The following is a 24,818-nucleotide window of genomic DNA, read 5'->3' on the forward strand; positions in this document are numbered from 1 at the left end:
ATGGCCCGGTGAACATCTCCAACGCCGACCTGCACTGCCACTCCACCGTCTCCGACGGCACGCTGAGTCCCGAAGCCCTCGCCGAGCGCGCCCGCGCCAACGGCGTCGAACTCTGGGCCCTCACCGACCACGACGAGATCGGTGGCCAGCAGCGCGCCCGCGACGCCGCACGCGCGCAGGGGCTGCCGCACCTGACCGGCGTGGAGATCTCCGTGACCTTCGCGGGCGAGACGGTGCACATCGTCGGCCTGGGCTTCGACGACCGCGACGAGGCGCTCTGCCAGGGTCTGGCCGCCACCCGCGGTGGCCGCGAGGAGCGGGCCCGCGAGATGGCGGCCGAGCTGCTCAAGGTCGGCATCCCCGGCGCCTTCGAGGGCGCGCTGAAGTACGTCGGCAACCCGGACCTGATCTCGCGCACCCACTTCGCGCGCTACCTGGTCGAGACCGGCCGCTGCAGCGACACCAACGACGTCTTCCGCAAGTACCTGGCCGACGGCAAGCCCGGTTACGTGCCCCACCGCTGGGCCGGCCTGGGCGACGCGGTGCGCTGGATCACGCAGGCCGGCGGCATCGCCGTGATCGCCCACCCGGGCCGCTACCACCGCTTCACCCCGACCACCGAGTTCGCGCTGTTCTCCGAGTTCAAGGAACACGGCGGCCAGGGCGTCGAGGTCGTCACCGGCAGCCACACCACGGCCGAATACGGCAAGTACGCCGCGATGGCCATCGAGTTCGATCTGGCCGCCTCGCGCGGCAGCGACTTCCACTCGCCGGCCGAAAGCCGCACCGACCTCGGCAAGCTGCCCCGCCTGCCCTCCCAGCTGACCCCGGTGTGGGAGCTGCTCGCCGAGCGCATCACGCACCCGGCCTGATCCACTTTCCTGCTCTGTCCATGGCCGCCCAGTACTTCGAAGTCCACCCCGACAATCCCCAGCCGCGCCTGCTCCGCCAGGCGGTGGCGATTCTCGCCGCCGGCGGTGTCGCGGCCATCCCGACCGACTCCAGCTACGCGCTGGTCTGCCACCTCGACGACAAGGCGGCCGTCGATGCGCTGCGCCGCGCCCGTGGCGTGGACGACAAGCACCACCTGACGCTGCTGTGCCGCGACCTGTCCGAACTGGCGAGTTACGCCAAGGTGGACAACAAGCAGTACCGCCTGCTCAAGAGCGCCACACCCGGCCCCTACACCTTCATCCTGGAGGCGACCAAGGAAGTACCGCGCCGCGTCTCGCACCCGTCGCGGCGCACCATCGGCCTGCGCGTGCCGGACCACGTCGTCACCCAGGAACTGCTCGGCCTGCTGGGCCAGCCGCTGCTGTGCACCACGCTGATCCCGCGCGGCGAGACCGAGCCGCTCAACGACGCCGAAGAGATCCGCGAGCGCTACGACCACCTGATCCAGGCCGTGGTCGACTCCGGCGCCTGCCCGGCCGAGCCGACCTCGGTGATCGACCTGAGCGGCGGCGACCCGGTGGTGATCCGTGTCGGACGGGGCGATCTGGCCGCACTTGGTCTGGCGTGAGCGACGGAGGCCGGCATGGCGAAGAAGTCCGCCCACGTCAGCGAAACCCCCGCGACGCAGTTTCTCAAGGCGCAGGGTGTCGCCTACACCGAACACCCCTATGACTACGTGGACCACGGCGGCACGGCCGAGTCCGCGCGCCAGCTGGGGGTGGACGAGCACGCCGTCGTCAAGACGCTGGTGATGCAGGACCAGGACGCGAAGCCGCTGGTCATCCTGATGCACGGCGACCGCCAGGTCAGCACCAAGAACCTCGCGCGCCAGATCGGTGCGAAGAAGGTCGAACCCTGCAAGCCCGAGGTGGCGCAGCGCCACAGCGGCTTCCTCGTCGGCGGCACCTCGCCGTTCGGTTTTCGCAAGGCGGTGCCGGTGTATGTCGAATCGACCGTGCTCGGGATCGAGCGCATCTACATCAATGGTGGCCGGCGCGGCTACCTCGTCGGCATCGCGCCGGCGGTGCTGACCACCACGCTGGGCGCCACCGCGGTACAGGCGGCAGAGCCGGTCAGAAGCTGATCCGCCGGTGCTGCCCCAAGGGCGGCTTACACTGACGGACTGTCTCCCAGCTCTCTCGCGCACAACCCATGACCACGCTCTGGATCGTGGTGGCCACCGTGGCCGCCTACCTCATCGGCTCGCTTTCGTTCGCCGTCATCATCAGCAAGTCCATGGGTCTGGACGACCCCCGCAGCTACGGCTCGGGCAACCCGGGTGCGACCAACGTGCTGCGCTCGGGCAACAAGAAGGCGGCGGTCCTGACGCTGGTGTTCGACGCGGTCAAGGGGCTGGTGCCCGTGCTGCTGGTCCAGCAGTTCGGCGCTCCCTACGGACTGGGCGAAGGCACCGCGGCGCTGGTCGGCCTCGCAGCATTCCTGGGCCATCTGTGGCCGGTGTTCTTCGGCTTCGTGGGCGGCAAGGGGGTCGCCACCGCCGCCGGCGTGCTACTGGGCTTCAATGTCTGGCTCGGGCTGGCGACGCTGGCGGTGTGGGGGCTGGTGGCCTACGGCTCGCGCTACTCCTCGCTCGCAGCGCTGGTCGCGGCGGTGGCTGCGCCCGTGATCCAGACCGTCGTCTGGGGCCCGTCCACCGCGACGCTGGCGATCGTGGTGATGTGCCTGCTGCTGGTCTGGCGCCACGGCGCCAACATCAGCAAGCTGATGAAGGGCACCGAAAGCCGCATCGGCCAGAAGGCGGTGGCAGCGCCCGAGGCCGACGTCGCCAGAACCACCACGCCGCGCCCGGCCAAGTCGGCGAGCAAGCCCCCGCGTGGCACGCGGCAACACCGCAAGCAGACCCACTGACTCCGTTCATCCCGAGCCCACCATGACGAACCTGCAACGCTTCGACGTCGGCGCCCGCCTCTCCGAGATGGCCATCCACCACGGCACGGTCTATCTGGCCGGTCAGGTGCCGGACGACGCCACCCAGGACATCCGCGGCCAGACCGCGCAGGTGCTGGCGATGATCGACCGCCTGCTGGCGCGCGCCGGCAGCGACAAGTCCCGGCTGCTGATGGTGCAGATCTTCCTGCCCGATCTGGCCGATTTCGACGGCATGAACGCGGTCTGGGACGCCTGGGTCGCCCCTGGCAATGCCCCACCCCGCGCCACCGTGCAGGCCCGCCTCGCCCGCCCGGAGTGGAAGATCGAGGTCGTTGCCACCGCCGCCGTGGCATGACCGCGCCGTCGAACGCCCCCACGCTGTGGCAACGCCTGGGCCGTGGCAGCGCAGTCTCCGTGGTGCTCGTCGGCGTGCTCGCCTGGGGCGTCGGCCGGGTGGTGCAGACCCAGGTGCGTGACGGTCAGGCCGAGACCCTGCGCACAGTGGCACGTCCGGGGGACATCCGGATGCTCTCGTCGGTCAGTTGCATCTTCTGCACCAAGGCACGGCAGTACCTGACCGAACACCGCATTCCCTTCGAGGAGTGCCTGATCGAGCGGGACCCGGTCTGTCTGGCCGACTACAAGCGCCTCGGCGCCTCCGGCACGCCGACGCTGCTGGTGCGCGGCCAGCGCCAGCTCGGCTTCGACCCGCTGCGGGTCACGGCGGCGCTGGGCGGCTGAGCGTCCGGCGTCAGATCGCCGGATCGCCGTGCTGTCGGCGCAGCGCGTCGATCTGCGCCAGCAGTTCCGGGCCGAGCTGCACGTCCCAGGCCGCCACGTCCTCTTCGAGCTGCGCCACGCTGGTCACGCCGATGATGGTGCTGGCCACCGACCAGCGCCGGTAGCAGAAGGCCAGCGCCAGCTGGGTCGGCGTCAACCCGTGGTCGCGGGCCAGCGCGTTGTAGGCGCGGGCGGCCTCCAGCGCTTCCGGGCGGGCCCAGCGCTGCTTCTTCATGCTGTCGAAGAGCGCCAGCCGGCCCGGCTGGTGCTGCGGATCGTGCAGCCCGTTCGCGTCGTACTTGCCCGTCAGCAGCCCGAAGCCCAGCGGCGAGTAGGCCAGCAGCGACACGTCGTGGCGGTGCATCGCCTCGTCCAGGCCGTTGTCGGGCACGCGGTTGACGAGGCAGTAGGCGTTCTGCACCGTGGCCACGCGCGGCAGGCCGGCCCGCTCGGCGACGTGGATGAACTCGCACACCCCGTACGGCGTCTCGTTGGACAGGCCGACAGCGCGCACCTTGCCATCGCGCACCAGGCGCTGCAGCGCTTCGAGCTGGGCCTCGATGCTGCTGCCGGGCTGGTCGCGGCGGGTCGGGTCGTAGTAGGTGGCACCGAAGGCCGGCACCGAACGCACCGGCCAGTGGATCTGGTACAGGTCGATCACGTCGGTCTGCAGGCGGCGCAGGCTGCCCTCGCAGGCGGCGACGATGTCGTCCGGCGTCAGGTCGGCGCTGCCGCCACGGATCCACGGCATGCCGCGCGACGGGCCTGCCACCTTGGTCGCGAGCACCACCTTCTGGCGCGCCTCCGGCCGGCTGGCGAACCAGTTGCCGAGGATGGTTTCGGTCTTGTTGAAGGTCTCGCGCCGCGGCGGCACGGCGTACATCTCGGCGGTGTCGATGAAGTCGATGCCCAGCTCGAGCGCGCGGTCGAGGATGGCGTGCGAGGTCGGCTCGTCGACCTGCTCGCCGAAGGTCATGGTGCCGAGGCAGATCGGGGTGACGCGCAGATCGCTGCGGCCGAGGGTGACGGATTGCATGCGGGTGGTCTCCGGAGACGGCTGGATGGATCGGCTATCTTAGGGGGATGACTGTTTCTTCGCTTTCCACCGCCGCCTTGCCCGCGACCCGCTCCGCGCTGCGCACCGACCTCCTCATGCTCCTGACCGCCGCCATCTGGGGCTCGACCTTCGTCGCGCAGCAGATGGGCATGGAGACAGTCGGGCCGTTCACCTACACCGCCGCCCGGATGCTGCTGGGCGCCGCGCTGGTCGGGCCGCTGTGGTGGTGGCGCGGCGGGCCGTTCGCGTCGGTGCCGCTGCACCCGAGCACGGGCGTGCTGGGCGCAGGGGCGCTGCTGGGCGCCGTGCTCTTCGTCGCGATCAACCTGCAGCAGGTCGGGCTGCTGGGCACCTCGGTCAGCAACGCCGGCTTCATCACGGGCCTGTACGTCGTGCTGGTGCCGGTGCTGATGCGGCTGGGCGGGGCCACCGTGTCGCGCCAGGCCTGGACCGCCGTCACCATCGCCACGGCCGGCATGTACCTGCTGAGCGTGAAGGCCGACGCCACCATCGCGGCCGGCGACTGGCTGCAGCTCGGCGGCGCGCTGATGTGGGCGGTGCACATGCTGCTGGTCGGGCACCTGGCGCGGCGGCATGATCCGCTGCGGCTGTCGGTGCTGCAGTACCTCGTGGCGGGCGTGCTGTCGCTGGCCGTGGCGCTCGGGCGCGAGACGATCACCGTGGACGGATTGCTGCACGCCTGGGGCGCGATCGCCTGGGGCGGGGCGCTGTCGATCGGCATCGCCTACACGCTGCAGGTCATCGCGCAGCGCGACGCCGTGGCCTCGCACGCGGCGGTGATCTACAGCAGCGAGGGGCTGTTCTCGGCGCTCGGCGGCTGGGTGATGCTGAACGAGCAGCTCGGCCTGCGCGGCTGGCTGGGCGCGCTGCTGATCTGTGCGGCCATGGTGCTGGCGCAATGGCAGCCAGAACCGGCCAAGGCAGAATGACCGGATGCTCCCCACCTTCCCCCATCCCGACGCGCTGACCGGCCCCGAGAGCGCCCACGCCGCCGACCACCTGCGCGCCCAGGGCTTCGTGCGCCTGGCACCCGACGCACTGGCCGTGACGGCCGGCGTGCCGCTCGACGCGCTGCACGGCCTCGATCCGTTCTGGCACGACCTGCCACCCGACCAGCACCTCAAGGACGGCGGCCGCTACCGCCGCCGCCGCCACGGCAGCTTCGTGCAGGACACCCGCGCCGGCCTGCTTGCCGCCGTGCCGCACCGCCCGCACTGGCAACCGACCACCTACAACGCCCTGCACGGCGGCATGCTGCGCGACTTCGCGCCACTCGCCCCGGCCATGGCCGCGTCACCCGCCTTCCTCGCCGTCGTGCAGCGACTGGGAGAGATCTTCGCCGCAGCCGCGCACGACACGCCCAGCGAGCCGCCCTTCGACGGCCGCTGGTTCATCGAGGCCCACCCTTTCCGCATCGACACGACCGGCGGCGTCGGCCGGCCCACCCCGGAAGGCGCCCACCGCGACGGTGTCAACTTCGTGGCCGTGCTGCTGGTGGCGCGCGAAGGTGTGGTCGGCGGCGAGACGCGCGTGTTCCAGGCGGACGGCCCGCACGGCGTGCGCTTCACGCTGGAGCAGCCCTGGAGCGCGCTGCTGCTCGACGACCCGTGCGTGGTCCACGAGAGCACGCCGATCCAGCCGGATGGCGCCGCCGGCTGGCGCGACACGCTGGTGCTGACCTATCGCGCCGGCGACTTCCAGGATCCGCCGCAGCCCGTACAGTGAGGGCATGACGCCGCCCGCCACCCCCTCGCTGCCCTCGCCCTACCTCCCGCGCCGCGCCGCGCGCTCGCTGTTCGTGCCCCTCCGTGGTCTGCGCTACCACGTGATGGTCTGGGGCGATCCGTCGATGGTCACGCCCGAGACGCCACCGCTGGTGCTGGTGCATGGGTGGATGGACGTGGGGGCGTCGTTCCAGTTCGTCGTGGACGCCCTCGACGCGCTGGGCGAGGCGGGCGGCCCGCCGCGCTACGTCATCGCCCCGGACTGGCGCGGCTTCGGCCGGACCGCCGCGGCCCCCGGCACCGACACCTACTGGTTCCCCGACTACCTCGGCGACCTCGACGCCCTGCTCTGCTCGCCCGGCCTCGGACTGCAGGCCCTGCCGCCCATCGATCTGGTCGGCCACAGCATGGGCGGCAACGTCGTGATGATGTACGCCGGCATCCGACCGGAGCGCATCCGCCGGCTCGTCAACCTCGAAGGCTTCGGCTTGCCCCAGAGCACGCCCGACCAGGCCCCGCGCCGCTACGCGCAGTGGCTCGACCAGTTGCGCGAACCGGCCGAGATGCGCGATTACGACAGCCTCGACGCCGTCGCCGCCCGGCTGATGAAGAACAACCCGCTGCTGCGCCCCGACTTCGCCGACTGGCTGGCACCCCACTGGTCGGCGCGCAACGCGGCCGGCCGCTGGGCAATCCTGGGCGACCCGGCGCACAAGCACGTCAACCCGGCGCTCTACCGCAAGGAAGAGGTGCTGGCCTGCTGGACGCGCATCACGGCCCCGGTGCTGTGGGTCGAGGGCGACCAGACCGATGTCAGCAAGTGGTGGGGCAACCGCTACCCGCGGGCCGATTTCGAGGAACGTCTGGCGGTGGTGCCGCGGCTCGTGCGCCACCTGCTGAGCCCCTGCGGCCACATGCTGCACCACGACCAGCCGGACGCGCTGGCCGCACTGGTCGCAGGCCACCTCGGCAGCCAGCCCGGTTACACGACCTGATCAGCGGCGGCCCCGGCCATGGGGATGGGTCCATGCCAAAATCGCGCCTTTCCGGACATCGAGCGACCATGGACATCGAACGCATCAACGCCATCGGCAACACCCTGGCAGACCTCAGCGAGCGCACGAACGCGCTAAGGGGGTATCTTTGACTACGAACGCAAAGGCCTGAGACTGGAAGAAGTCAACGCCGCGCTGGAAAACCCCGCGGTGTGGAACGACCCGAAGCGCGCCCAGGAACTAGGCAAGGAAAAGCGCACGCTGGAAACCGTCGTCGGCACGATCGACCACCTGACCAGCCAGATTTCCGACAACACCGAACTCTTCGAGATGACGAAGGACGAGGAAGACTTCGACTCGCTGGCCACCATCGAGACCGAAGCCGCCGCCCTGCGCGACACCGTCGAGAAGCTCGAATTCCGCCGGATGTTCAACAACCCGGCCGACCCGCTCAACTGCTTCATCGACATCCAGGCCGGCGCCGGTGGCACCGAAGCCTGCGACTGGGCCTCGATGCTGCTGCGCCAGTACCTGAAGTACGCCGAGCGCAAGGGCTTCACCGCCACGGTCGAGGACATCACCGAAGGCGACACCGCCGGCATCAAGAGCGCGACCATCAAGGTCGAGGGCGACTACGCTTTCGGCCACCTGCGCACCGAAACCGGCGTGCACCGCCTGGTCCGCAAGAGCCCGTTCGACTCGTCGGGCGGCCGGCACACCAGCTTCGCCTCGCTGTTCGTCTACCCGGAAGTCGATGACTCGATCGAGATCGACATCAACCCGTCGGACGTGCGCACGGACACCTTCCGGGCCTCGGGCGCGGGCGGCCAGCACATCAACAAGACCGACTCGGCGGTGCGCCTGACGCACATTCCGACCGGCATCGTCGTGCAATGCCAGGACGGCCGCAGCCAGCACAGCAACCGCGACGTGGCGTGGAAGCGCCTGCGCTCGCGGCTGTACGACCACGAGATGCGCAAGCGCATGGAAGAGCAGCAGAAGCTGGAAGACACCAAGACCGATGTCGGCTGGGGCCACCAGATCCGCTCCTACGTGCTGGACAACAGCCGCATCAAGGACCTGCGCACCAACGTGGAAATCTCGGCGACGCAGAAGGTGCTGGACGGTGACCTGGATGCGTTCATCGAGGCCAGCCTGAAACAGGGTCTGTAACAGGAGCAGGATCACCTGCCGGTGATCCGGTCCATCCGGGGAATTTCGATGACATTGGCCGCACTGCTGTTCGACATGGACGGCACCCTGATCGACAGCATGCCGCTGCACGAGCGCTCCTGGGCACTCTGGCATGCCGAGATGGGGCTGCCCTACGACGAGTCCGGCTTCTTCGCCGCGACCGCCGGGCGGACCAACCTCGAGATCCTCCTGGACCTCTTTCCCGAGAGCGCCGAGTCCGAGCGCCTGGCCATGGCCGCGCGCAAGGAGGCCCTCTACCGCGCCATCGCCGAGCGGGAGCTGACCCTGATCGCCGGCGCCCGCGAGGTCATCGCGCAGGGCCGCGCCCGTGGGCTGCAGATCGCGATCTGCACCGCCGCACCGCCCGAGAACATCGCGATCGCCTTCGCCCGCTTCGGGCTGGGCGCGCTGGTCGACACCGTCACCAGTCCCGCCGACGGCCTGCGCGGCAAGCCGCACCCGGACATCTTCCTGGAAGCCGCGCGCCGCATGGGGGTGGACCCCGCGCAGTGCCTCGTCTTCGAGGATGCGCCGCTGGGCATCGAGGCCGCGCGCAATGGCGGCATGGCGGCGGTCGTGCTGACCACCACGCTGCCGGCGGAAGCCTTCGCGGGCTACGACAACGTGCTCCAGTCGATCGCCGATTTCACCGATTACACCCTGCCGCCCAGCCTGGGCTGACTACAAGAGACAAGCCATGCGTGAAGGTACCGTCACCCTGACACGGCGCGAGGACTATGTCGCGCCGAGCCACTGGATCCGCTCGGTCGATCTGACCTTCGAGCTGGAGCCGGCCAAGACGCTGGTCATCAGCCGGATGCAGGTCGAGCCCAACGCCGACCGCCCCGGCGAGCCCCTGCGCCTGGACGGCGAGGACATCACGCTGACCCGCGTGCTGGTCAACGGCAACAGCGTGTCCTTCCACTTCGACGCGGGCCAGCTGGTGCTGGAGAAGCTGCCCGCCGAGCCCTTCGCGCTGGAGATCCGCAACACCTGCGCGCCGGGCAAGAACACCCAGCTCTCGGGGCTCTACACCTCGGGGGGCGGCTTCTTCACGCAGTGCGAGGCGCAGGGCTTCCGCCGCATCACCTACTTCGCCGACCGGCCAGACGTGATGGCGGTCTTCAAGGTGACGCTGCGCGCGGACGCGAAGCTCTACCCGATGCTGCTGTCCAACGGCAATCTGGTCGAGTCCGGCGAGCTGCCCAAGGGCCGCCACTACGCCGTCTGGAGCGACCCGCATCCGAAGCCGAGCTACCTGTTCGCACTGGTGGCCGCCGATCTGGTCTGCCGCGAGCAGAAGATCCGCACCCGCTCGGGCCAGGACCACACGCTGCAGGTCTACGTCCGTGCCGGTGACCTCGACAAGACCGAACACGCGATGAACTCGCTGATCGCGTCGATCGCGTGGGACGAGGCGCGCTTCGGGCTGAAGCTGGATCTGGAGCGTTTCATGATCGTCGCCGTCAGCGACTTCAACATGGGCGCGATGGAGAACAAGGGCCTGAACATCTTCAACACGAAGTTCGTGCTCGCCAGCCCCGCCACCGCGACCGACATCGACTTCGGCAATGTCGAGAGCGTCGTCGGCCACGAATATTTCCACAACTGGACCGGCAACCGCATCACCTGCCGCGACTGGTTCCAGCTGAGCCTGAAGGAAGGGCTGACCGTCTACCGCGACCAGGAGTTCAGCCAGGACATGGCGGGCGTGGCCTCGGCGCGCGCGGTCAAGCGCATCGAGGACGTGCGCCAGCTGCGCCAGAGCCAGTACCCGGAAGACGCCGGCCCGATGGCGCATCCGGTGCGCCCGGACCAGTACCAGGCCATCGACAACTTCTACACCGCCACCGTCTACGACAAGGGCGCCGAGGTCGTGCGCATGATGGCCACGCTGGTCGGTCGCGCCGGGTTCCGCAAGGGCATGGACCTGTACTTCGCGCGCCATGACGGCCAGGCCGTGACCTGCGACGATTTCGCGCAGGCCATCGCCGACGCCAACCACGGCAGCGCACTCGCCGAGCGACTGGACACGTTCAAGCACTGGTACGCCCAAGCCGGCACGCCGCGCCTGAAGGCCGAAGGCAGCTTCGACGCCGACACCGGCCGCTACACGCTGACGCTGAGCCAGCACACGCCCGCCACGCCGGGGCAGCCGCTCAAGCAGCCGTTCGTGATCCCGGTGGCGATGGGCCTGCTCGACGCGGCCGGTCAGCCGATCACGGGCACCGACCGCGTGCTGGTGCTGGACACCGCGTCGCAGTCGTGGACCTTCGACGGCCTGACTGCGGCGCCCGTGCCATCGCTGCTGCGCGGGTTCTCGGCGCCGGTGATCCTGGAATGGGATGCGAGCGAGGCCGAACTGTTCACGCTGCTCGGCCACGACACCGACGCCTTCAACCGCTGGGAGGCCGGTCAGCGGCTGGCGGTGCAGCGGCTGCTCGCGGCGGTACGCCAGGGCGGCGATCTGGTGCTCGACGAGGCCTTCGTCTCGGCCCTGCGCTCGGTGCTGAACGACCCGGCGCTGGACGCCGCGTTCAAGGAACTCGTGTTGACGCTGCCAAGCGAGGGCTATCTGGCCGAGCGCATGGCCGAAGCCGGCGAGCCGATCGACCCGCAGAAGATCCACGCCGCCCGCGAATCGATGCGCGCCCAGCTCGCCCGCAGCCTGCACGCCGACTGGGTCACGGCTTGGGAGCAGAACAGCCAGACTGGCGGCTACCGGCCGGACCCGGTGTCGTGCGGCCGGCGCGCGCTGGCCAATCTGGCGCTGAACATGCTGGTGCTTGACGGTGTCGCCCATGGCGAGCCGCTCTGGCAGGGCAAGGCGCTGCAGCGCTTCAAGGACGCCGGCAACATGACCGACCGACTCGGCGCACTGGCGGCGCTGGTGCACGGCCGCTCGTCGCTGGCGGGTGCGGCGCTGGAGCGGTTTCACGCCATGTTCAGCGGCGAAGCGCTGGTCATCGACAAGTGGTTCGCGCTGCAGGCCACCGCGCCGGAGCAGGACGGCCAGGTCTTCGCACAAATCAAGGTGCTGGCGCGGCACCCCGACTACTCGCTGCGCAACCCCAACCGCGCCCGCAGCCTGCTGCTGACGATGACGCAGCTGAACCCGGGCGCCTTCCACCGTGCCGACGGCGCCGGCTATGCCTTCTGGGCCGACAAGGTGCAGGAAGTGGATGGTTTCAACCCGCAGCTGGCCTCGCGCATGGCCCGGGCGCTCGACCGCTGGCGTGCGCTGGCCGAGCCATTCCGCAGCCACGCACGTACGGCGATCGAGCGAATTGCCGCGAAGACGGACTTGTCCGGCGATACGCGCGAAATCGTCACGCGCGCGTTGGCTGACTGAAATCTGGAGAAGTTAGGATCGGGACAGTCCCTGAAACTCTCCTGTAACTCCCGATCCGGCTGCCAAGCCGGCACAGCTTCATGACCAAACGCATCAGCCTCACCCAGTACCTCGTCGAGCAGCAGCGCGAGCACGGCCACATCCCCGGCCAGCTCCGCCTGCTGATCGAAGTCGTCGCCCGCGCCTGCAAGCGCATCGCGATCGCCGTCAACAAGGGCGCGCTCGGCGAAGTCCTCGGCTCGGCCGGCAGCGAGAACGTGCAGGGCGAAGTCCAGAAGAAGCTCGACATCATCTCCAACGAGGTGCTGATCGAGGCCAACGAGTGGGGTGGCCACCTCGCGGCGATGGCGTCCGAAGAAATGGACGACATCCACGTCGTGCCGAACCGCTACCCGCAGGGCGAATACATGCTGCTGTTCGACCCGCTCGACGGCTCCAGCAACATCGACGTGAACGTCTCGATCGGCACCATCTTCTCGGTGCTGCGCAAGGTCGGCCACAACCGCGGCGTGAGCGAAGAGGACTTCCTGCAGCCGGGCAAGTTCCAGGCGGCCGCCGGCTACTGCGTGTATGGACCGCAGACCACGCTGGTGCTGACGGTGGGCGACGGTGTCGCGATGTTCACGCTCGACCGCGAGACGGGCTCGTGGGTGCTGACCAGCGAGAACGTGCAGATCCCGGCCGACACCAAGGAATTCGCGATCAACATGTCGAACATGCGCCACTGGGACGAGCCCGTGAAGCGCTACATCGACGAGTGCCTGGCCGGCAAGGAAGGCCCGCGCGGCAAGGACTTCAACATGCGCTGGGTGGCCTCGATGGTCGCCGACGTGCACCGCATCCTGACCCGCGGCGGCGTGTTTCTCTATCCGTGGGACAAGCGTGAACCGGCCAAGCCGGGCAAGCTGCGCCTGATGTACGAAGCCAACCCGATGGCCTTCCTCGTCGAGCAGGCTGGCGGCATGGCCACCAACGGCCACCAGCGCATCATGGATCTGGGCCCGACCAAGCTGCACGAGCGTGTCAGCGTGATCCTGGGCTCGAAGAACGAAGTGCAGCGCGTGACGGAATACCACCTGGAATCTGCACAGACCCCTTCCCAAGAATAAAAGAACGCTGCTACAATATCGTTCTTTAGCCGGTGTAGCTCAGTTGGTAGAGCAGCTCATTCGTAATGAGAAGGTCGAGGGTTCGACTCCTTTCTCCGGCACCAATAAAATCAACGGGTTAGCGCTCACAAGGCGCTGACCCGTTGTGCTTTGTAGGCCTTCCGTAGCCACATCGTAGCCACGGTGAACCCGTAGCCGGTCGGCTCGGCACCAGCGCCAGCCCGGACCATCTCGCGCAGCACCTCCAGATGGTCGGCGCTCTTCCAGGCTAAACCGCTTGGGGGTGTCCTCAACTTGAGGAAGCCCGCCCACCACGAAACATTCGTAGTGGGCGAGCCTGAATTGAAATCAGGTCGTCTCGCTTGGCAACGGGGTGCATGTGGCTGGCGCCACCGATCCGCGGGCGGGCCTCACTGCCTCCGCGGGAAGACCGATTGAAAGACTTCCCTCTCTGGTGCGCCTGGGCAGCGTCTGCGCCGGCTCGCTGCGCATCGGTGACTTGATTCCCTCCGCTCTGCGGTGTTGCTCAAGGCTCGAAGGGTTGGTGACTCCGGCAAGCCTTTCCCCTGACCCGCAGTGCAGCAGGTTCAGGGCTTGCCGGGTCGTCGCCTTGCCCGTAGGACGGAATGGGCGGCTTATCCGGGCTGCCCGCCTTCCAGCAGCGTGCAGCGGCTCGATTCACGGCACTGGTGCCGTCCATCCCCCGTTCGAGCTTTCGCCTTTGGGTGGCGCTTCGGATGGTGTCCGCTCTGGCGCCTTGAAAACCCTCCTGCCGAGCCGAGCCGTGATGCGCTGGTCACAAGTCCAAGGACCAGCACGCGGGACGTACAGACGTAGAGGGGCCAGCAGCGCCATTGCTGGCGCTGCTCGCGGTTGGTGGTGGGGTTGCCCGGTCAGCACCGGGCGGTGGTCACGGCGGGGGCGTGGCGGGCGTCAGGTCAGCCAGCAGCGCACGAAACGCAGCGGCGGGCCGGTCGTCCCCGACAGGTCGCACCAGCACCCAGCCGGGCAGGCTTGGCACGTCTGCCACCAGCACCAGCAGGCGCTCGGGGTGGTCAGGGTCGTGGAAGGTGGCGGCGGTCATCCCTGCCCCCTCATGCCCAGCGCGTCAACGGCGGCGCGGGTGGTCGGTCGCATGAACCAGTCCGCAGGGTCGCCGGACTGACCGGGCTCGCCGGCCAGCTTTGCGCCGAAGTCAGCGAGCCAGCCAGCCACGGCCAGCAGCTCACCGACTCCGTGAACCGCGTCGGTGTCGGCCAGTTCGCGCAGCATGGCGCGGGCGGTTGCGATGTGCTGCGCCACATCGGCCAGCAGTTGACCGGCCACGGCCAGCCGCTCGGCATCGTCGGCAACATCGGGCAATGCCGCGGCGTCACCAGCCGCGTTCGGGCTGGTCTTGATGATGGTGTCCATGCTCAAGCCCTCCCGGTCGTCAGGCGGTCAGCGGCCACGGCCTCGAAGGCACGGGCGCGCAGTTCGGCGCGGCGGGTGGCATCACTGGCGGCCAGCTTGCGGCCGATGTGCAGCATGAAGGCGCGGTTGTAGAGGGGGAACGGTGCGGGCCGGGGGGCAGGTTGCACCGGCAGGCGCAGGACAGACCGGGGGGCGGTCGTGGGGGTGTTCATGGCGAAGGTTCCTAGCAGGTCTTGAACCTGCCTCCCCCGCTTCCAAACAGGGGTGGCAGACCGTGCGGGGTTGGAAGACCGGGCTAGGACCGGCAGGGCTTGCGCCCTCCCTGCACGGCCCGCCATAGACGAAACCATGCGCGCAGCACGTCAGGGACGTGAAAAAGCCGCTACCTGAGTGGCGCGGCTACTGCGCCTAGCTACCGGGCTTCCAAACCCGTGTCACCGATGTGCAGTGACGGCGCAATCGTACACGATCTGCGCTGACCAGCGCCAGCAGCGCGCCATGCTCCGGTTCGGGAGCATCCCGCCATGGTTCACCGTTGCGCATCCGTGGTTCACGGTTGGATTGGGGGTCAAGTCGTTGATTCTGCAGGGGGCAGGTGGCGTCGGTTGAAACGACACCCTTCAGCCGGCCACCCCTTCGGGTTACGTGGCGCGCCCTTCGCTGGTCCCGGCTGCTTCATGGGCTTGCACGGTACTTGTGTGTTTCTTTACTAGCGATAATTGAATGTTATCGCTAATTGACGGCACTTATCGGCGTTCTACCCTGTAACTCGCTGGCACCGCATCCCGTAACTCAGGGCAAATCTGCTGCCAGCAAATCTGCTGCCAGCGCCAGACCTTGCGGGGGGCTTTCTTTCAAATCTGGTGAGAACCCGGTTTCAGCCAGGAAGGCGGGCGCCCTTCGGTGAGGGTGCCCCGTGCAGTCAGACCCCGACCCGGATGCACGCACCCCCGATCTCGTCCACCACGCGCTGCACCAGCGCAACGACGCAAGCCGGCAACGCGCCAGCCGCTGCAAGCGCCCGAACCTGCGCCTCCAGACGCTCGGCAGCGCGCTCGGCCTTGACCAGATCGGCAACGCACGCCGCCATCCATTGAACTTCGATCGCTTCCATCTCACACCTTGTGGTCAAGTCATGCGGCACGACGCCGGCCGCTTCGGCACGCGCAAACCCTTGTTAGAACCTTGCCGGAACCTCAACAGCCTGCAGCGCCAGCACAGCATAAGGTGAACATTTCCGCGGCGCAATCTAAGCACATATTTAGCACACGTAAGCACACGTAAGCACACGATTAGAACAAGATCGAAGGCGATGGCGCAACTTTGCCGACCGAATGGCAGCATTCGGGGATGCGATATGAATTCACCCTCGACCACCTCGCCCGCGTCATCGCCGGCCCCCTGAGCGTCGTCTCAGACCTTCGGCGCGATGCTCTGCGGCAGCAGTGCGGCCGGGCGCAGCGGGTGGCCCAAGTAGACGCGCGCCTGCTCGGCTTCGGCCTTCAGCGCATCGACTCGCGCCTGATCTGCGGCGCGATCTGGTGTGGCGGCATCGGTCAGGCGGCCAATGTCACCCTCGTCGACGCCGGCCAGCCGAAGTTTGACCAGGCGGTCATCCAGCTTCGCCCGGTCGCGTGCCGTTTCTACCGCCAGCACCCGCTCTGCACTCGTCGCCTGCTCGATCAGATCGCGGGCAGCGGAATCGAACTTGAGCCGCACCGCACCGTCACGGGCCAGCTCGTCGCCCACGCGGCGCTGAAACTCTGCGACCACAGCCGGCAGCCCGGCCAGCCGCTCCAGTTCGGCCAGATCGCCGCCGACCAGCGCCAGCACGGCGCGCCGATCAAGCGCCTCCACGGCTCGCTGTAGCCCAGCCAGCGCGGTACCGGCAGCGCGGAGCGCATCAGGACTATCGACCCCAGCGCGCACGGCCTCCACGGCGACCCGATCAGGGAAGACGAACGCGATGCCCACCGGCTTGTTGCGGCGGCCGATCATGCCGCCCCCCCGACCAGCGCCACCGATCGCGCTATCGCTTCGGCCTGCTCGCGCATCATGTCGCTGGCGATGCGCTGCTCTTCGGCCGACAGGGCGTAGACCGCAGCACGGCCACCCGCCTCCGTCTCGATGCACCGATCCGCCTGGACGCGCCAGCCGCACAGCCGCAACTCCGTGATTCGGGCCGCCAGACGCCAGCCTCGCCCGGCAGCGAGCCATCGGCGCTGATCGAGCTTCGCGCCGGAAGCCAGTTCGGCAAGCGCAGTCCGGGCGCCAGTTCCTGTGCTCGGCAGGATGCGAAGGTCACGCATGATCGACCCCCTCGGTCGTGCCAGCAGCGAACCGCCGAATCGCGGCGGCAGGCCAGCGCAGGCGGCGGGTGCGCGGGATGTTTCGTGGCAGGCACTCGGCCGGCAGCACGCCGGTTCGGCGCCACTTCAGCAAAGTCCGTTTCGACACGCCGCACAGCTCTTCGACTTGCTCAGTCGTCAGCGCCTCATCCGGGCTTTCGGCCCCGGTTGCCGTTTCGGTTGAGTTCATGGGCCAATCGTCCGGCTTGCGCGCAGTGGCGCGTCGGTGCGTTTTCCGGCTTCACCGGCCAGCGCCTCAATGAACCGCATCGGATCGGCTTGGACGGCCACCTTGACCCCCGGCCATGCCTTCGTGGCGATCACCTGGTCACCGCGGCGCACCATCGTCGAAATGATCTTGCGGGCCAGAATGCGGCGCTGCGATCGGGTCAGGACGGCTGTCACGGCGCAGCGATCAGTGAACAACTCGACCATTGCGCGGCGCCGTCTCCAGCAGGCCAAGGCGCCGGGCGAAAGGCCGCGGGTCGATACGGATTGCAGCCACAACACCGGGCCATGCGGCGGACCTGGTAGCCGGGTCTGCGCGGCGCTGAAGCTCGCTGATGACGGCCTGTGCGAGTGCTGAAATGGTCACACTGCCCCCCCTTCGACATGGCCCATCCTGATTAGCAATGATTCTCAGCAAGGTGCCAACTGACGATCAGGCGTAGCGTAGAAGACAGACCAAGCGCAGGAGCGAGCACATGCCGATGAACCGAATCCAGTTCCAGCAGGGGATGTCGCTGCCAGAGTTCATGGCCAGCTTCGGCACGGAAGAGCAATGCGCCGAGGCGGTCAAGCAGGCGCGCTGGCCGCAGGGCTTCGAGTGCCCGCGCTGCGGCAGTGCGGCGCACTACGTGGTGGGCCACGGGGCGCGCAAGCTGTTCCAGTGCAACGGCTGCCGCCACCAGACATCGCTGACCGCGGGCAGCCTGTTCGCCAGCACCAAGCTGCCACTGAAGACGTGGTTCCTGGCGATCTACCTGCTCAGCCAGGCCAAGACGGGACTGTCGGCGCTGGCGCTCAAGCGGCAGGTGGGCGTGAGCTACCCGACGGCGTGGCTGATGCACCAGAAGATCATGCACGCGATGGCCGAGCGGGTGGACCAGTACCGACTCGACGGCACGGTGCAGCTCGACGATGCCTACCTTGGCGGAGAGCGCAGCGGCGGCAAGGCGGGCCGGGGTTCGGAGAACAAGGTGCCGTTCGTGGCGGCGGTCTCGGTCGATGACCAGGGGCATCCGCAGTACGTCAAGCTCGCGCCGGTGAGCGGCTTCACGCTGGAGGCGGTGGGCCAGTGGGCGCAGGCGGCGCTGATGCCGGGAACGCGGGTGGTCAGCGACGGGCTGGGGTGCTTCGCCGCGGTCACCAGCGCGGGCTGCCTGCACACGCCGATCGTGGTGGGCCAGCGCAAGCCGCGCGAGCTGCCCGAGTTCACCTGGGTCAACACGGTGCTGGGCAACCTGAAGACGACGTTGTCGGGTGCGTTCCATGCGTTCAAGTACCCCAAGTACGCCAGCAGCTATCTGGCAGCGTTCGCCTACCGCTTCAACCGCCGGTTCGACCTGCGCGGGCTGGTGGCTCGGCTCATCATCGATGTCGCGCGGTGCAAGCCTCGGGCTCAGCGGGTCGTTCGGGGGAATGCTGAGGATCGTTGCTAATCAGGTGGCCCATTGCGGGCGGTCTGGTGTGCGTTGGAGAACCCTTTGCCGGGGAGAACCCTACAGAGCATAGGGTTCCCGTTTTCACAGGGGTCTGTATAGGGCTGGTTTCGACCACTTCCAGCGCCTCGCCGACAGCCTCGAACCCTATAGGCTTTCGACCCATCAAGGCACGGTCGCGGCGGTCGGCTTCGGCGTGGGTCCGGGCACCTTTGCCCCGGCTGACCATGATGGACGTGAAGCTCTTCGCCGGCTTCGGTGCCGCGCTGGCGCTGGTCACGTCGAACCCTATGGATTCCGCGAACGGGCGCGGGTCACGTTCAATTGCGTCACGGATTGCCGGCCACATTGCCGACTTCATCGCCGGGTCACCGATGGCGCGCAGGTGCGCCAGCACGGCGGCGGCAGTACCAGCGCGGTTCCGTCCAGACAGCTTCGCGGCGCCACGCTTCAGGCCGAAACCCTGAGCCACAGCGGTATGGAATCCGGCTTGCAGCGCCCGCAGCTTGGCAGGGCCGCCCACAAGATCAGACCCCACCATGCGGCCATCCACCAGCGGCAGGCATAGGACATGAAGATGGGGCGCGGCTTCGTCGTGGTGCGCGTCGGCGGACAGCACCGGGCCGAAGGCTGTACTCGCCCACTCGATGCACCGGGAGAAGTACGCGGCATGGTCAACCCCTCCACCGTCAGGCGGCAGGCTGAAAACCGCTTCCACGGCCCGCACGGCATCCTTGCGCAGCTTGCCCACACCCGCGGCATCCATGAGGCCCTGCGCCAGCTCTGCGACGGCCTGGGGCGTGTCCGGGCCTTCCATGGTGACGTTCAGGGCGCAGCGGCTCGCGTCGATGCAGCCACCGGCTCCAAGCTCGGCGACGATGGCGCGACGGTTGTGCATCGCCGCAACCTTGACGATGCCGGCCCCGGTCAGCTTCTTGACGCGCAGGAAGGCGGCGGCGCTCATTCGACACTCTCGCCCAGCAGCTTGCGAATTTCGGCCACCGGCCACGCCAACCTGACCCCGATGCGAACCGGCCTTATTGGTCCGTTTTCTCGCATCGCCCACGCCCTGAGCGTTTGCTCCTTGCGCAGCAGGTGCGCAGCAGCCGTCGCGGTATCGACGTGCGATCGCGTCTCCAGTTCGATCGGGATGACTTTCACGCCATCGGCGGACGTCCAAGTCTTGAGGGGTGCGGCGTGCGCTGCGTCAACTTGAGGATGAGATTGGTTTTGCATGTGTCTGCCGCGTTGTTGTGCGGTGGACACGAACTATTTACCCCCGTTGATCGGCGCTTACCCCCATTTTTCCGGCGCACTTGTTGATAAGGAAATCAGGCGGCGGACACGCTCACCCCTTCACCACGCCATGCGCCAGTTCAGTCGGTGCGCGCTGCACGTTCAGCGGCATGTCCTTCAGCCGCTGCTCGGCGTGCCACAGGCTGTATTCGGCCTGCAGCGCCAGCCACAGCCGGGCGTCACCACCGCGATCCACCCCGAGCCACGCCTGAAGGCGGAGGGCCATGTCGGGCGAGATGGCGGCCCGGCCGTTCACCACCCGAGACAGCAACGCACGGGACACGTCCAACTGCTTCGCGGCTTCTGCGAGGCTCAGACCCAGCGCCGGCAGCACGTCATCCCGCAGCGTCAGGCCAGGGTGCGGCGGGTTGAACATGTGCCCCATCCCCACACCTCAAGCCGGCTGAACGCTCAGACGCAGGCCGACTGCGTGAAGCACTTTCTGCAGTGTCGCCAGCGTCGGGTTCCCGTTCTCGCCCAGCGAGCGGAACAGCGTCTTTTCGCCCAGCTCGGCGCGGCGGGCCACTTCTGCCATTCCGTGTGCCTTCGCCACCTGCCGCAGTGCCAGCGAGAAGGCTGCAGGGTCTTCCAACTCCATCACGGCGTCGATATAGGCGGCGGCCTCCTGCGGGTCGGTGAGGGCCTGCAGCAAGTCGTCTTCGTAGCTTTTGTCACGGGTGTTCATGGCTGACCTCGTTGCTTCCAGTCGTTCAGGTAGACCAAGGCTTGCCGGATGGCCGTGTCCTGGTCGCTCTTGTCGCTACCGCACAGCAGCAGCACCAGCACCGAACCTTGCCGACTCAGGTACACCCGGTAGCCGGGGCCGTGGTCGATGCGCAGTTCCTGCAAACCATCCCGCAGCGACTTGCAGTCGCCGAAGTTGCCCGCCTGCACCCGAGCAAGCCGGGCACGGATTCGGGCGCGGGCCTGGACATCGCGCAGGGACTTCATCCACTCGTTGAAGGGCGCGACATCGCCCGCCGTGGTGTAGGTTCTCAGTTCCATGATGGTGCTTTATAAGATACCACTATTCACATACAGTTCAATGTGCATCATCGGGAATGCACCACACGCAACGCGCCCGGTTCTCCGCTGACGCTCGGTTGCTCGATGCCGGCCTGTTCCAGCATCCACGCCTCTGCGCGGGTATGCCACATGCGCAGCAGGTCCAGCGATCGGCGGCGGTAGTGCTTCTCTGCCGTGGCGCTCGGCTTGTGCCCTTGGATCTGCGCCACGACGCCGGCAGGCATCTCGACCCACTCGCACAGCGTCCCGAACGAACGGCGCAGGCCATGAATCGACAGGTGAGGCAGGCCAGCAGCGGCCAGGGCACGCTCATGCCCGGTACGTGGTTCTTTCAGCCGGCCATCGGCGGCGGTCGGACTTGAGAACACCCATTCGTTCCGCCTGGGCAGTGCGGCCAGCAGGCGGGCCACGTAGGGCGTCAGCGGGATGACGCGAGCACCTTCCACCTTGTCGGCGATGGCGATGCTGCACCATCGAAAATCCACATTCTCCCAGCGCATCGCGGCCAATTCTTCGCGGCGTGCGCCGGTCAGGATGGCGGTCTGCAGATAGGCGGCGTGAACCGGGTTCGCCAGCTCGCGCACAGCCTTAAACCACAGGGGCAACTGCTCGCGCTGCAGACAGTCGCCCTCCCTCGCCTTCGAGGGCGGCACGGCCTCGCTGACGGCCTTCGAGCGGTAGGCGTCCGGGGCAATCAGGGCGCGGTACTCTGGATGCTCGCCAGCCCAGCGGATGAAGCCACGCACCAGCCGGAAGGCGGACGACGCGGCGGTGGGGCGTTCGGCGGCTTCCCGGTCCAGCCACGCGGCCAGCACGTCGGCGTTCAACTCGGACAGGCGCAGGGGCAGCAGCGCGGCCAGCGGGGCGGCTACGGTCTTCCCTGCCCCTCGCTGGCGCTGCTCGCCACCGGGCGCGGCCATGCGGGTGTGGTTCAAGTAGGACCTGGGCGACCACTTCGAGCGGCGCGCTTCCAGGTAGACCGCCCATGCCTCGCCCACCGTCACGGAATCGCGGGCGCGCACCACGGCAGCGGCTTCTCGGTCGGCAGTGTCGCGGGCGATGGTCGCGGCCTTCTCTGCGCGGGGGTCGGTGCCGGCCTTGATGAAGGCCATCAGCCTCAGCGCCTCGCCATCAGCACCGGGGCCGGTCGGGTTGCCCTTGCGGTCCTTCGGGACGCGGATAGGCATGGACGCGGGGCCGATGGTCATTCGGATGGTCTGCCGGCCCAGCTTCGCCTCGAAGATGAAGGTTCTACGGCCACCAGATGCAACCCGCAAGCCTAGACCGGGCTGGCGGGTGTCCCAGAAGAACGCCTGTTCCCTCCCTTCTGGACAGGTCGCGGCATCCACGCGGGTGCGGGTGAACTCGAAGTGCGTCGGGTCGGTCATGGTGCCCTCTTGAAAAATCGTAGCCACATCGTAGCCACAGATTATCAATCGGCATGCATACGCATCAACACCATGAACAGCGTAAGTGCTTGATTTACAAGGAATCAACCTCTCGCATCAACACGCAACAACACCCCGAAATACGCACTTGTGCTCATTCGTAATGAGAAGGTCGAGGGTTCGACTCCTTTCTCCGGCACCAATAAAATCAACGGGTTAGCGCTCACAAGGCGCTGACCCGTTGTGCTTTGGGGCTACTCGGAGCCGCCGCGTCGGTCGAACAGCGTGATCGCCCCTGCAACCTGCGACAGGGGCAGCACCTCATTCACCCCGTTCAGCCGGATGGCCTCCATCGGCATGCCGAAGACGGCGCAGGTCTTCTCGTCCTGGGCCAGGGTGCGGACACCACGGTCGTGCAGCTGCTTCATGCCGCGGGCACCGTCGTCGCCCATCCCGGTGAGCAGGATCGCCAGCGCATCCTGCCCGGCACACTCGGCCATGGACTGGAACAGCACGTCGACCGAGGGCTTGTGGCGGTTCACGGGCGGACCATCCCGGACCACGGCGAAATACTGTCCCCCCGCCCGGCGCAGCTGCAGATGCCGTCCGCCGGGCGCGATCAGGGCCAGTCCCCGCTCCACCCGGTCACCGTCCCGGGCTTCGCGCACACGCACGGCGCATGCGGCGTCCAGGCGCTGCGCATACATGGCCGTGAACTTCTCCGGCATGTGCTGCACGATGACGATGCCCGGACTGTCACCGGGCAAGGCCCGCAGCACCGCCTCGATCGCCTGGGTGCCTCCGGTGGACGCACCGATCAGGACAGGCCGGTCCTGGCCTGGAAACCGCCCGCTGGCGGTGGTGGCCAAGGCACCGGACGGAGGGTCCGCATGGCGCGGGCGCAGACGGGCCGCACGCTTGACGGTCTGCACCAGTTCCTGGCGGGACGCCTCGATGAACTGCCGGACCCCCTGGCACGGTCTGGCGACCAGCGCCACGCCCCCTGCAGCCAGCGCCTCCAGCGCCGCCGGGCTGCGTTCTTCGCCCAGACTGGTACACAGGACCGTCGGAATCGGCATCTCGTCCCGCAGCAGCCGCAGGAAGGCCGGCACATCGCCGCCAGGGATATCGATGTCCAGCAGCAGCACGTCCGGCGGGGTTCTGCGGAGCACCGGGACGGCCAGCTGCGGCGTGGGCGCACTGCCCATCAGCACGATCTCCGGATCGTCCCGCAACAACTGCTGCAGGGACTGGCGCACGATGGCCGAGTGGTCGACCACGAAGAGCCGGATGGCGGCGCGCGTGCTCACAACGGCACGGCCTCGATCTGCGGCGCCTGCGGGCCGACGGTCCAGCGCAGCCGGCGGTACACACGCCCGCCCACATCGACCGACAACACCCGCACGCCCTGCGCAGCGAGTGTCCGCAGGGCCCACTGCGCGTTGTCATCGCCCACGCTGGCGCCGGACACGATCTCTGGAAACATGTTGCCGCCACCGACGACATAGGCATCACAGAACGGCACCGCGATGCCGCGGACCTGCAGCCGCTGCGCCATGGCCGCCAGTGCCTGGTCCGCCTGTGCAGTGGAAACCGGAGTGGTCTGCGCCGAAGGGCCCGAGTACACGAAGTGGCACATGGCCCCCACCGTGCGACGCGGATCCGTGAGCACGATGGCCACGCAGGAGCCGAGCAGGGTTTCCAGCCGGTCCCCGCGCACCCCGACCGCCACGTCCCCCGGGTGCAAGGTCACCACACGCGGGGCCGTCACCGCGCAGGCCCGGGCAGCCTGCGGAACACCCCGGGCGCCAGCGACTGCAAGGGGGTCGCGCAGGGCACCCGGCACTCGGCGGTTCCGATGAAGAACAGCCCGCCCGGACGCAGCAGCGCCAGCACCCGGTCCACCACGGCACGCTTGGTGTCGCTGTCGAAATAGATCAGCACGTTGCGCAGGAACACGACATCGAACGGCCCCAGCGGCTCGATGGGCCGGCACAGGTTGAGCTGGCCGAACTGCACCCGCTCGGCGAGACGGTCCTGGATCTGCACCAGGCCCTCGGCCTCGCCTTCGCCGCGCAGGCAGTAGCGCTTGAGTCGCTGCGGCGACACGAAGCGCAGCCGCGCCTCCGGGTAGACCGCCTGCCGGGCGCTGCGCAGCACGCGGTCGCTGATGTCGGTGCCCAGGATCGACCAGTCGCTGCCCAGCCGTCCCTGCTGCTGCAGATCCGACAGCAGCATGGCGATGCTGTAGGCCTCGTCCCCGAACGACGAGGCCGCACTCCACACCGACAGCGACTGCGGCCGCAGTCTGTTCAGCTCCTGCTCCAGAAGTTCGAAGTGCTGGGGCTCGCGGAAGAAGTAGGTCTCGTTGGTCGTGAGCAGGTCCACCGCGACCTGGAACTCGGCCGCATCCGCATCGGTGGTGATGCGGCCCAGGTAGGCGTCGAAACTGTCGAGCGACAGCTGCTGCACACGCTGCGACAGACGTGCGCTGACAAGCGCCTTCTTGCTGTCGCTGAACGACAGCCCGACCGTCTCGTGCATCAGGGCGGCGATCTGGCGGTAGGTGGCGTCACTCAGTTCCGGCATGGGAGCAGGCACCCTGGTCGT

At 68.1% G+C, this 24,818-nt stretch carries 32 protein-coding genes and 1 tRNA gene; 15 read left to right on the forward strand and 18 right to left on the reverse strand.

Annotated features, from left to right (window positions below; all coding sequences use genetic code 11):
• Positions 1 to 8 precede the first annotated feature (8 nt).
• The 6 genes from BDD16_RS01450 to BDD16_RS01475 all read left to right on the forward strand — a co-directional run bounded on the left by BDD16_RS01450 (position 9) and on the right by BDD16_RS01475 (position 3,585).
• Complete coding sequence (locus BDD16_RS01450; protein WP_179632291.1) at positions 9 to 872, forward strand: 3',5'-nucleoside bisphosphate phosphatase; 864 nt, start codon at positions 9 to 11, stop codon at positions 870 to 872.
• A gap of 20 nt (positions 873 to 892) precedes the next feature.
• The gene (locus BDD16_RS01455) at positions 893 to 1,522 is read left to right on the forward strand and encodes an L-threonylcarbamoyladenylate synthase (protein WP_179632292.1); all 630 of its coding nucleotides are present in this window, start codon (positions 893 to 895) and stop codon (positions 1,520 to 1,522) included.
• A gap of 15 nt (positions 1,523 to 1,537) precedes the next feature.
• Entirely contained in the window at positions 1,538 to 2,038 is a 501-nt protein-coding gene (ybaK, locus tag BDD16_RS01460; RefSeq protein WP_179632293.1) for a Cys-tRNA(Pro) deacylase, read from the forward strand.
• Positions 2,039 to 2,106: 68 nt separating this feature from the next.
• Complete coding sequence (gene plsY / locus BDD16_RS01465; protein ID WP_179632294.1) at positions 2,107 to 2,823, forward strand: glycerol-3-phosphate 1-O-acyltransferase PlsY; 717 nt, start codon at positions 2,107 to 2,109, stop codon at positions 2,821 to 2,823.
• Between the two features lie 22 nt (positions 2,824 to 2,845).
• Positions 2,846 to 3,199 carry a RidA family protein gene (locus tag BDD16_RS01470; protein WP_179632295.1) on the forward strand — a complete coding sequence of 118 codons (354 nt, stop codon included), beginning with the start codon at positions 2,846 to 2,848 and terminating at the stop codon, positions 3,197 to 3,199.
• Positions 3,196 to 3,585 (forward strand): glutaredoxin family protein, encoded by a 390-nt coding sequence (locus tag BDD16_RS01475; RefSeq protein WP_179632296.1) that lies wholly within the window; start codon positions 3,196 to 3,198, stop codon positions 3,583 to 3,585. The genes BDD16_RS01470 and BDD16_RS01475 overlap by 4 nt, the downstream gene beginning before the upstream one ends.
• Before the next feature lie 10 nt (positions 3,586 to 3,595).
• On the opposite strand, the gene BDD16_RS01480 is transcribed toward BDD16_RS01475, so the two are convergent.
• Positions 3,596 to 4,660: an aldo/keto reductase gene (locus BDD16_RS01480; RefSeq protein ID WP_179632297.1), complete on the reverse strand. Its 1,065-nt coding sequence runs from the start codon at positions 4,658 to 4,660 to the stop codon at positions 3,596 to 3,598.
• Positions 4,661 to 4,776: 116 nt separating this feature from the next.
• Between BDD16_RS01480 and BDD16_RS01485 the strand changes: the two genes are divergently transcribed.
• The 8 genes from BDD16_RS01485 (at position 4,777) to BDD16_RS01520 (ending at position 13,180) form a co-directional block, all read left to right on the forward strand.
• Complete coding sequence (locus tag BDD16_RS01485; protein WP_218897653.1) at positions 4,777 to 5,631, forward strand: DMT family transporter; 855 nt, start codon at positions 4,777 to 4,779, stop codon at positions 5,629 to 5,631.
• Between the two features lie 4 nt (positions 5,632 to 5,635).
• On the forward strand, positions 5,636 to 6,427 hold the full coding sequence (locus tag BDD16_RS01490) for a 2OG-Fe dioxygenase family protein (RefSeq protein ID WP_179632299.1): 792 nt from the start codon (positions 5,636 to 5,638) through the stop codon (positions 6,425 to 6,427).
• Positions 6,428 to 6,431: 4 nt separating this feature from the next.
• A complete protein-coding gene (locus tag BDD16_RS01495) occupies positions 6,432 to 7,421 on the forward strand; it encodes an alpha/beta fold hydrolase (RefSeq protein ID WP_179632300.1) in 990 nt (329 codons plus the stop codon).
• A 68-nt stretch (positions 7,422 to 7,489) separates the two neighbouring features.
• Positions 7,490 to 8,594 (forward strand): peptide chain release factor 2 gene (gene prfB, locus BDD16_RS01500; RefSeq protein WP_179632301.1). Its coding sequence is split into 2 segments (ribosomal slippage): positions 7,490 to 7,570 and positions 7,572 to 8,594, totalling 1,104 coding nucleotides; the frame shifts between segments, so codons are not numbered across the junction.
• A gap of 48 nt (positions 8,595 to 8,642) precedes the next feature.
• Entirely contained in the window at positions 8,643 to 9,296 is a 654-nt protein-coding gene (locus tag BDD16_RS01505) for an HAD family hydrolase (RefSeq protein WP_179632302.1), read from the forward strand.
• A 16-nt stretch (positions 9,297 to 9,312) separates the two neighbouring features.
• Positions 9,313 to 11,967 (forward strand): aminopeptidase N, encoded by a 2,655-nt coding sequence (gene pepN / locus BDD16_RS01510; RefSeq protein WP_179632303.1) that lies wholly within the window; start codon positions 9,313 to 9,315, stop codon positions 11,965 to 11,967.
• 80 nt (positions 11,968 to 12,047) lie between these two features.
• Positions 12,048 to 13,076, forward strand: a complete 1,029-nt coding sequence (locus BDD16_RS01515; RefSeq protein ID WP_179632304.1) for a class 1 fructose-bisphosphatase — start codon at positions 12,048 to 12,050, stop codon at positions 13,074 to 13,076.
• A gap of 28 nt (positions 13,077 to 13,104) precedes the next feature.
• Positions 13,105 to 13,180: transfer RNA gene (locus tag BDD16_RS01520), tRNA-Thr, on the forward strand.
• An 806-nt stretch (positions 13,181 to 13,986) separates the two neighbouring features.
• Here BDD16_RS01520 and BDD16_RS01525 read toward each other — a convergent pair.
• The 8 genes from BDD16_RS01525 to BDD16_RS01560 all read right to left on the reverse strand — a co-directional run bounded on the left by BDD16_RS01525 (position 13,987) and on the right by BDD16_RS01560 (position 17,242).
• Positions 13,987 to 14,160: a hypothetical protein gene (locus BDD16_RS01525; RefSeq protein ID WP_179632305.1), complete on the reverse strand. Its 174-nt coding sequence runs from the start codon at positions 14,158 to 14,160 to the stop codon at positions 13,987 to 13,989.
• Positions 14,157 to 14,489 carry a hypothetical protein gene (locus tag BDD16_RS01530; protein ID WP_179632306.1) on the reverse strand — a complete coding sequence of 111 codons (333 nt, stop codon included), beginning with the start codon at positions 14,487 to 14,489 and terminating at the stop codon, positions 14,157 to 14,159. Before BDD16_RS01530 ends, BDD16_RS01525 begins: the two co-directional genes overlap by 4 nt.
• A gap of 2 nt (positions 14,490 to 14,491) precedes the next feature.
• Positions 14,492 to 14,701: a hypothetical protein gene (locus tag BDD16_RS01535; RefSeq protein ID WP_179632307.1), complete on the reverse strand. Its 210-nt coding sequence runs from the start codon at positions 14,699 to 14,701 to the stop codon at positions 14,492 to 14,494.
• A 710-nt stretch (positions 14,702 to 15,411) separates the two neighbouring features.
• Positions 15,412 to 15,603 (reverse strand): hypothetical protein, encoded by a 192-nt coding sequence (locus BDD16_RS01540; RefSeq protein WP_179632308.1) that lies wholly within the window; start codon positions 15,601 to 15,603, stop codon positions 15,412 to 15,414.
• A 299-nt stretch (positions 15,604 to 15,902) separates the two neighbouring features.
• On the reverse strand, positions 15,903 to 16,487 hold the full coding sequence (locus tag BDD16_RS01545; RefSeq protein ID WP_179632309.1) for a hypothetical protein: 585 nt from the start codon (positions 16,485 to 16,487) through the stop codon (positions 15,903 to 15,905).
• Positions 16,484 to 16,798 (reverse strand): helix-turn-helix domain-containing protein, encoded by a 315-nt coding sequence (locus BDD16_RS01550; RefSeq protein ID WP_179632310.1) that lies wholly within the window; start codon positions 16,796 to 16,798, stop codon positions 16,484 to 16,486. The genes BDD16_RS01545 and BDD16_RS01550 overlap by 4 nt, the downstream gene beginning before the upstream one ends.
• Positions 16,791 to 17,027, reverse strand: coding sequence for a helix-turn-helix domain-containing protein (locus BDD16_RS01555; protein WP_179632311.1), 237 nt, complete (start codon positions 17,025 to 17,027; stop codon positions 16,791 to 16,793). The genes BDD16_RS01550 and BDD16_RS01555 overlap by 8 nt, the downstream gene beginning before the upstream one ends.
• Positions 17,024 to 17,242: a hypothetical protein gene (locus BDD16_RS01560; protein ID WP_179632312.1), complete on the reverse strand. Its 219-nt coding sequence runs from the start codon at positions 17,240 to 17,242 to the stop codon at positions 17,024 to 17,026. The genes BDD16_RS01555 and BDD16_RS01560 overlap by 4 nt, the downstream gene beginning before the upstream one ends.
• 299 nt (positions 17,243 to 17,541) lie before the next feature.
• Here BDD16_RS01560 and BDD16_RS01565 point away from each other — a divergent pair, with 299 nt between their 5' ends.
• The gene (locus BDD16_RS01565; RefSeq protein WP_179632313.1) at positions 17,542 to 18,498 is read left to right on the forward strand and encodes an IS1595 family transposase; all 957 of its coding nucleotides are present in this window, start codon (positions 17,542 to 17,544) and stop codon (positions 18,496 to 18,498) included.
• Here the strand turns inward: BDD16_RS01565 and BDD16_RS01570 are convergent.
• The 9 genes from BDD16_RS01570 to BDD16_RS01610 form a co-directional block, all read right to left on the reverse strand.
• Entirely contained in the window at positions 18,428 to 19,462 is a 1,035-nt protein-coding gene (locus BDD16_RS01570; RefSeq protein ID WP_179632314.1) for a plasmid recombination protein, read from the reverse strand. The genes BDD16_RS01565 and BDD16_RS01570 overlap by 71 nt on opposite strands.
• Positions 19,459 to 19,764, reverse strand: a complete 306-nt coding sequence (locus BDD16_RS23240; RefSeq protein ID WP_310732763.1) for a hypothetical protein — start codon at positions 19,762 to 19,764, stop codon at positions 19,459 to 19,461. Before BDD16_RS23240 ends, BDD16_RS01570 begins: the two co-directional genes overlap by 4 nt.
• A gap of 82 nt (positions 19,765 to 19,846) precedes the next feature.
• Positions 19,847 to 20,179: a HigA family addiction module antitoxin gene (locus BDD16_RS01580; protein ID WP_179632315.1), complete on the reverse strand. Its 333-nt coding sequence runs from the start codon at positions 20,177 to 20,179 to the stop codon at positions 19,847 to 19,849.
• Between the two features lie 9 nt (positions 20,180 to 20,188).
• Entirely contained in the window at positions 20,189 to 20,479 is a 291-nt protein-coding gene (locus tag BDD16_RS01585) for an addiction module antidote protein (protein ID WP_179632316.1), read from the reverse strand.
• On the reverse strand, positions 20,476 to 20,799 hold the full coding sequence (locus BDD16_RS01590; RefSeq protein WP_179632317.1) for a type II toxin-antitoxin system RelE/ParE family toxin: 324 nt from the start codon (positions 20,797 to 20,799) through the stop codon (positions 20,476 to 20,478). The genes BDD16_RS01585 and BDD16_RS01590 overlap by 4 nt, the downstream gene beginning before the upstream one ends.
• A gap of 47 nt (positions 20,800 to 20,846) precedes the next feature.
• A complete protein-coding gene (locus BDD16_RS01595; protein ID WP_179632318.1) occupies positions 20,847 to 22,208 on the reverse strand; it encodes a tyrosine-type recombinase/integrase in 1,362 nt (453 codons plus the stop codon).
• A gap of 254 nt (positions 22,209 to 22,462) precedes the next feature.
• Positions 22,463 to 23,518: a chemotaxis-specific protein-glutamate methyltransferase CheB gene (gene cheB, locus BDD16_RS01600; RefSeq protein WP_179632319.1), complete on the reverse strand. Its 1,056-nt coding sequence runs from the start codon at positions 23,516 to 23,518 to the stop codon at positions 22,463 to 22,465.
• Entirely contained in the window at positions 23,515 to 23,979 is a 465-nt protein-coding gene (locus BDD16_RS22885; protein ID WP_179632320.1) for a chemotaxis protein CheD, read from the reverse strand. Before BDD16_RS22885 ends, cheB begins: the two co-directional genes overlap by 4 nt.
• Positions 23,976 to 24,797 carry a CheR family methyltransferase gene (locus tag BDD16_RS01610; protein ID WP_179632321.1) on the reverse strand — a complete coding sequence of 274 codons (822 nt, stop codon included), beginning with the start codon at positions 24,795 to 24,797 and terminating at the stop codon, positions 23,976 to 23,978. The genes BDD16_RS22885 and BDD16_RS01610 overlap by 4 nt, the downstream gene beginning before the upstream one ends.
• Positions 24,798 to 24,818 lie beyond the last annotated feature (21 nt).

It is taken from the genome of Sphaerotilus montanus, assembly GCF_013410775.1.
GTDB classification, from domain to species: domain Bacteria; phylum Pseudomonadota; class Gammaproteobacteria; order Burkholderiales; family Burkholderiaceae_C; genus Sphaerotilus; species Sphaerotilus montanus.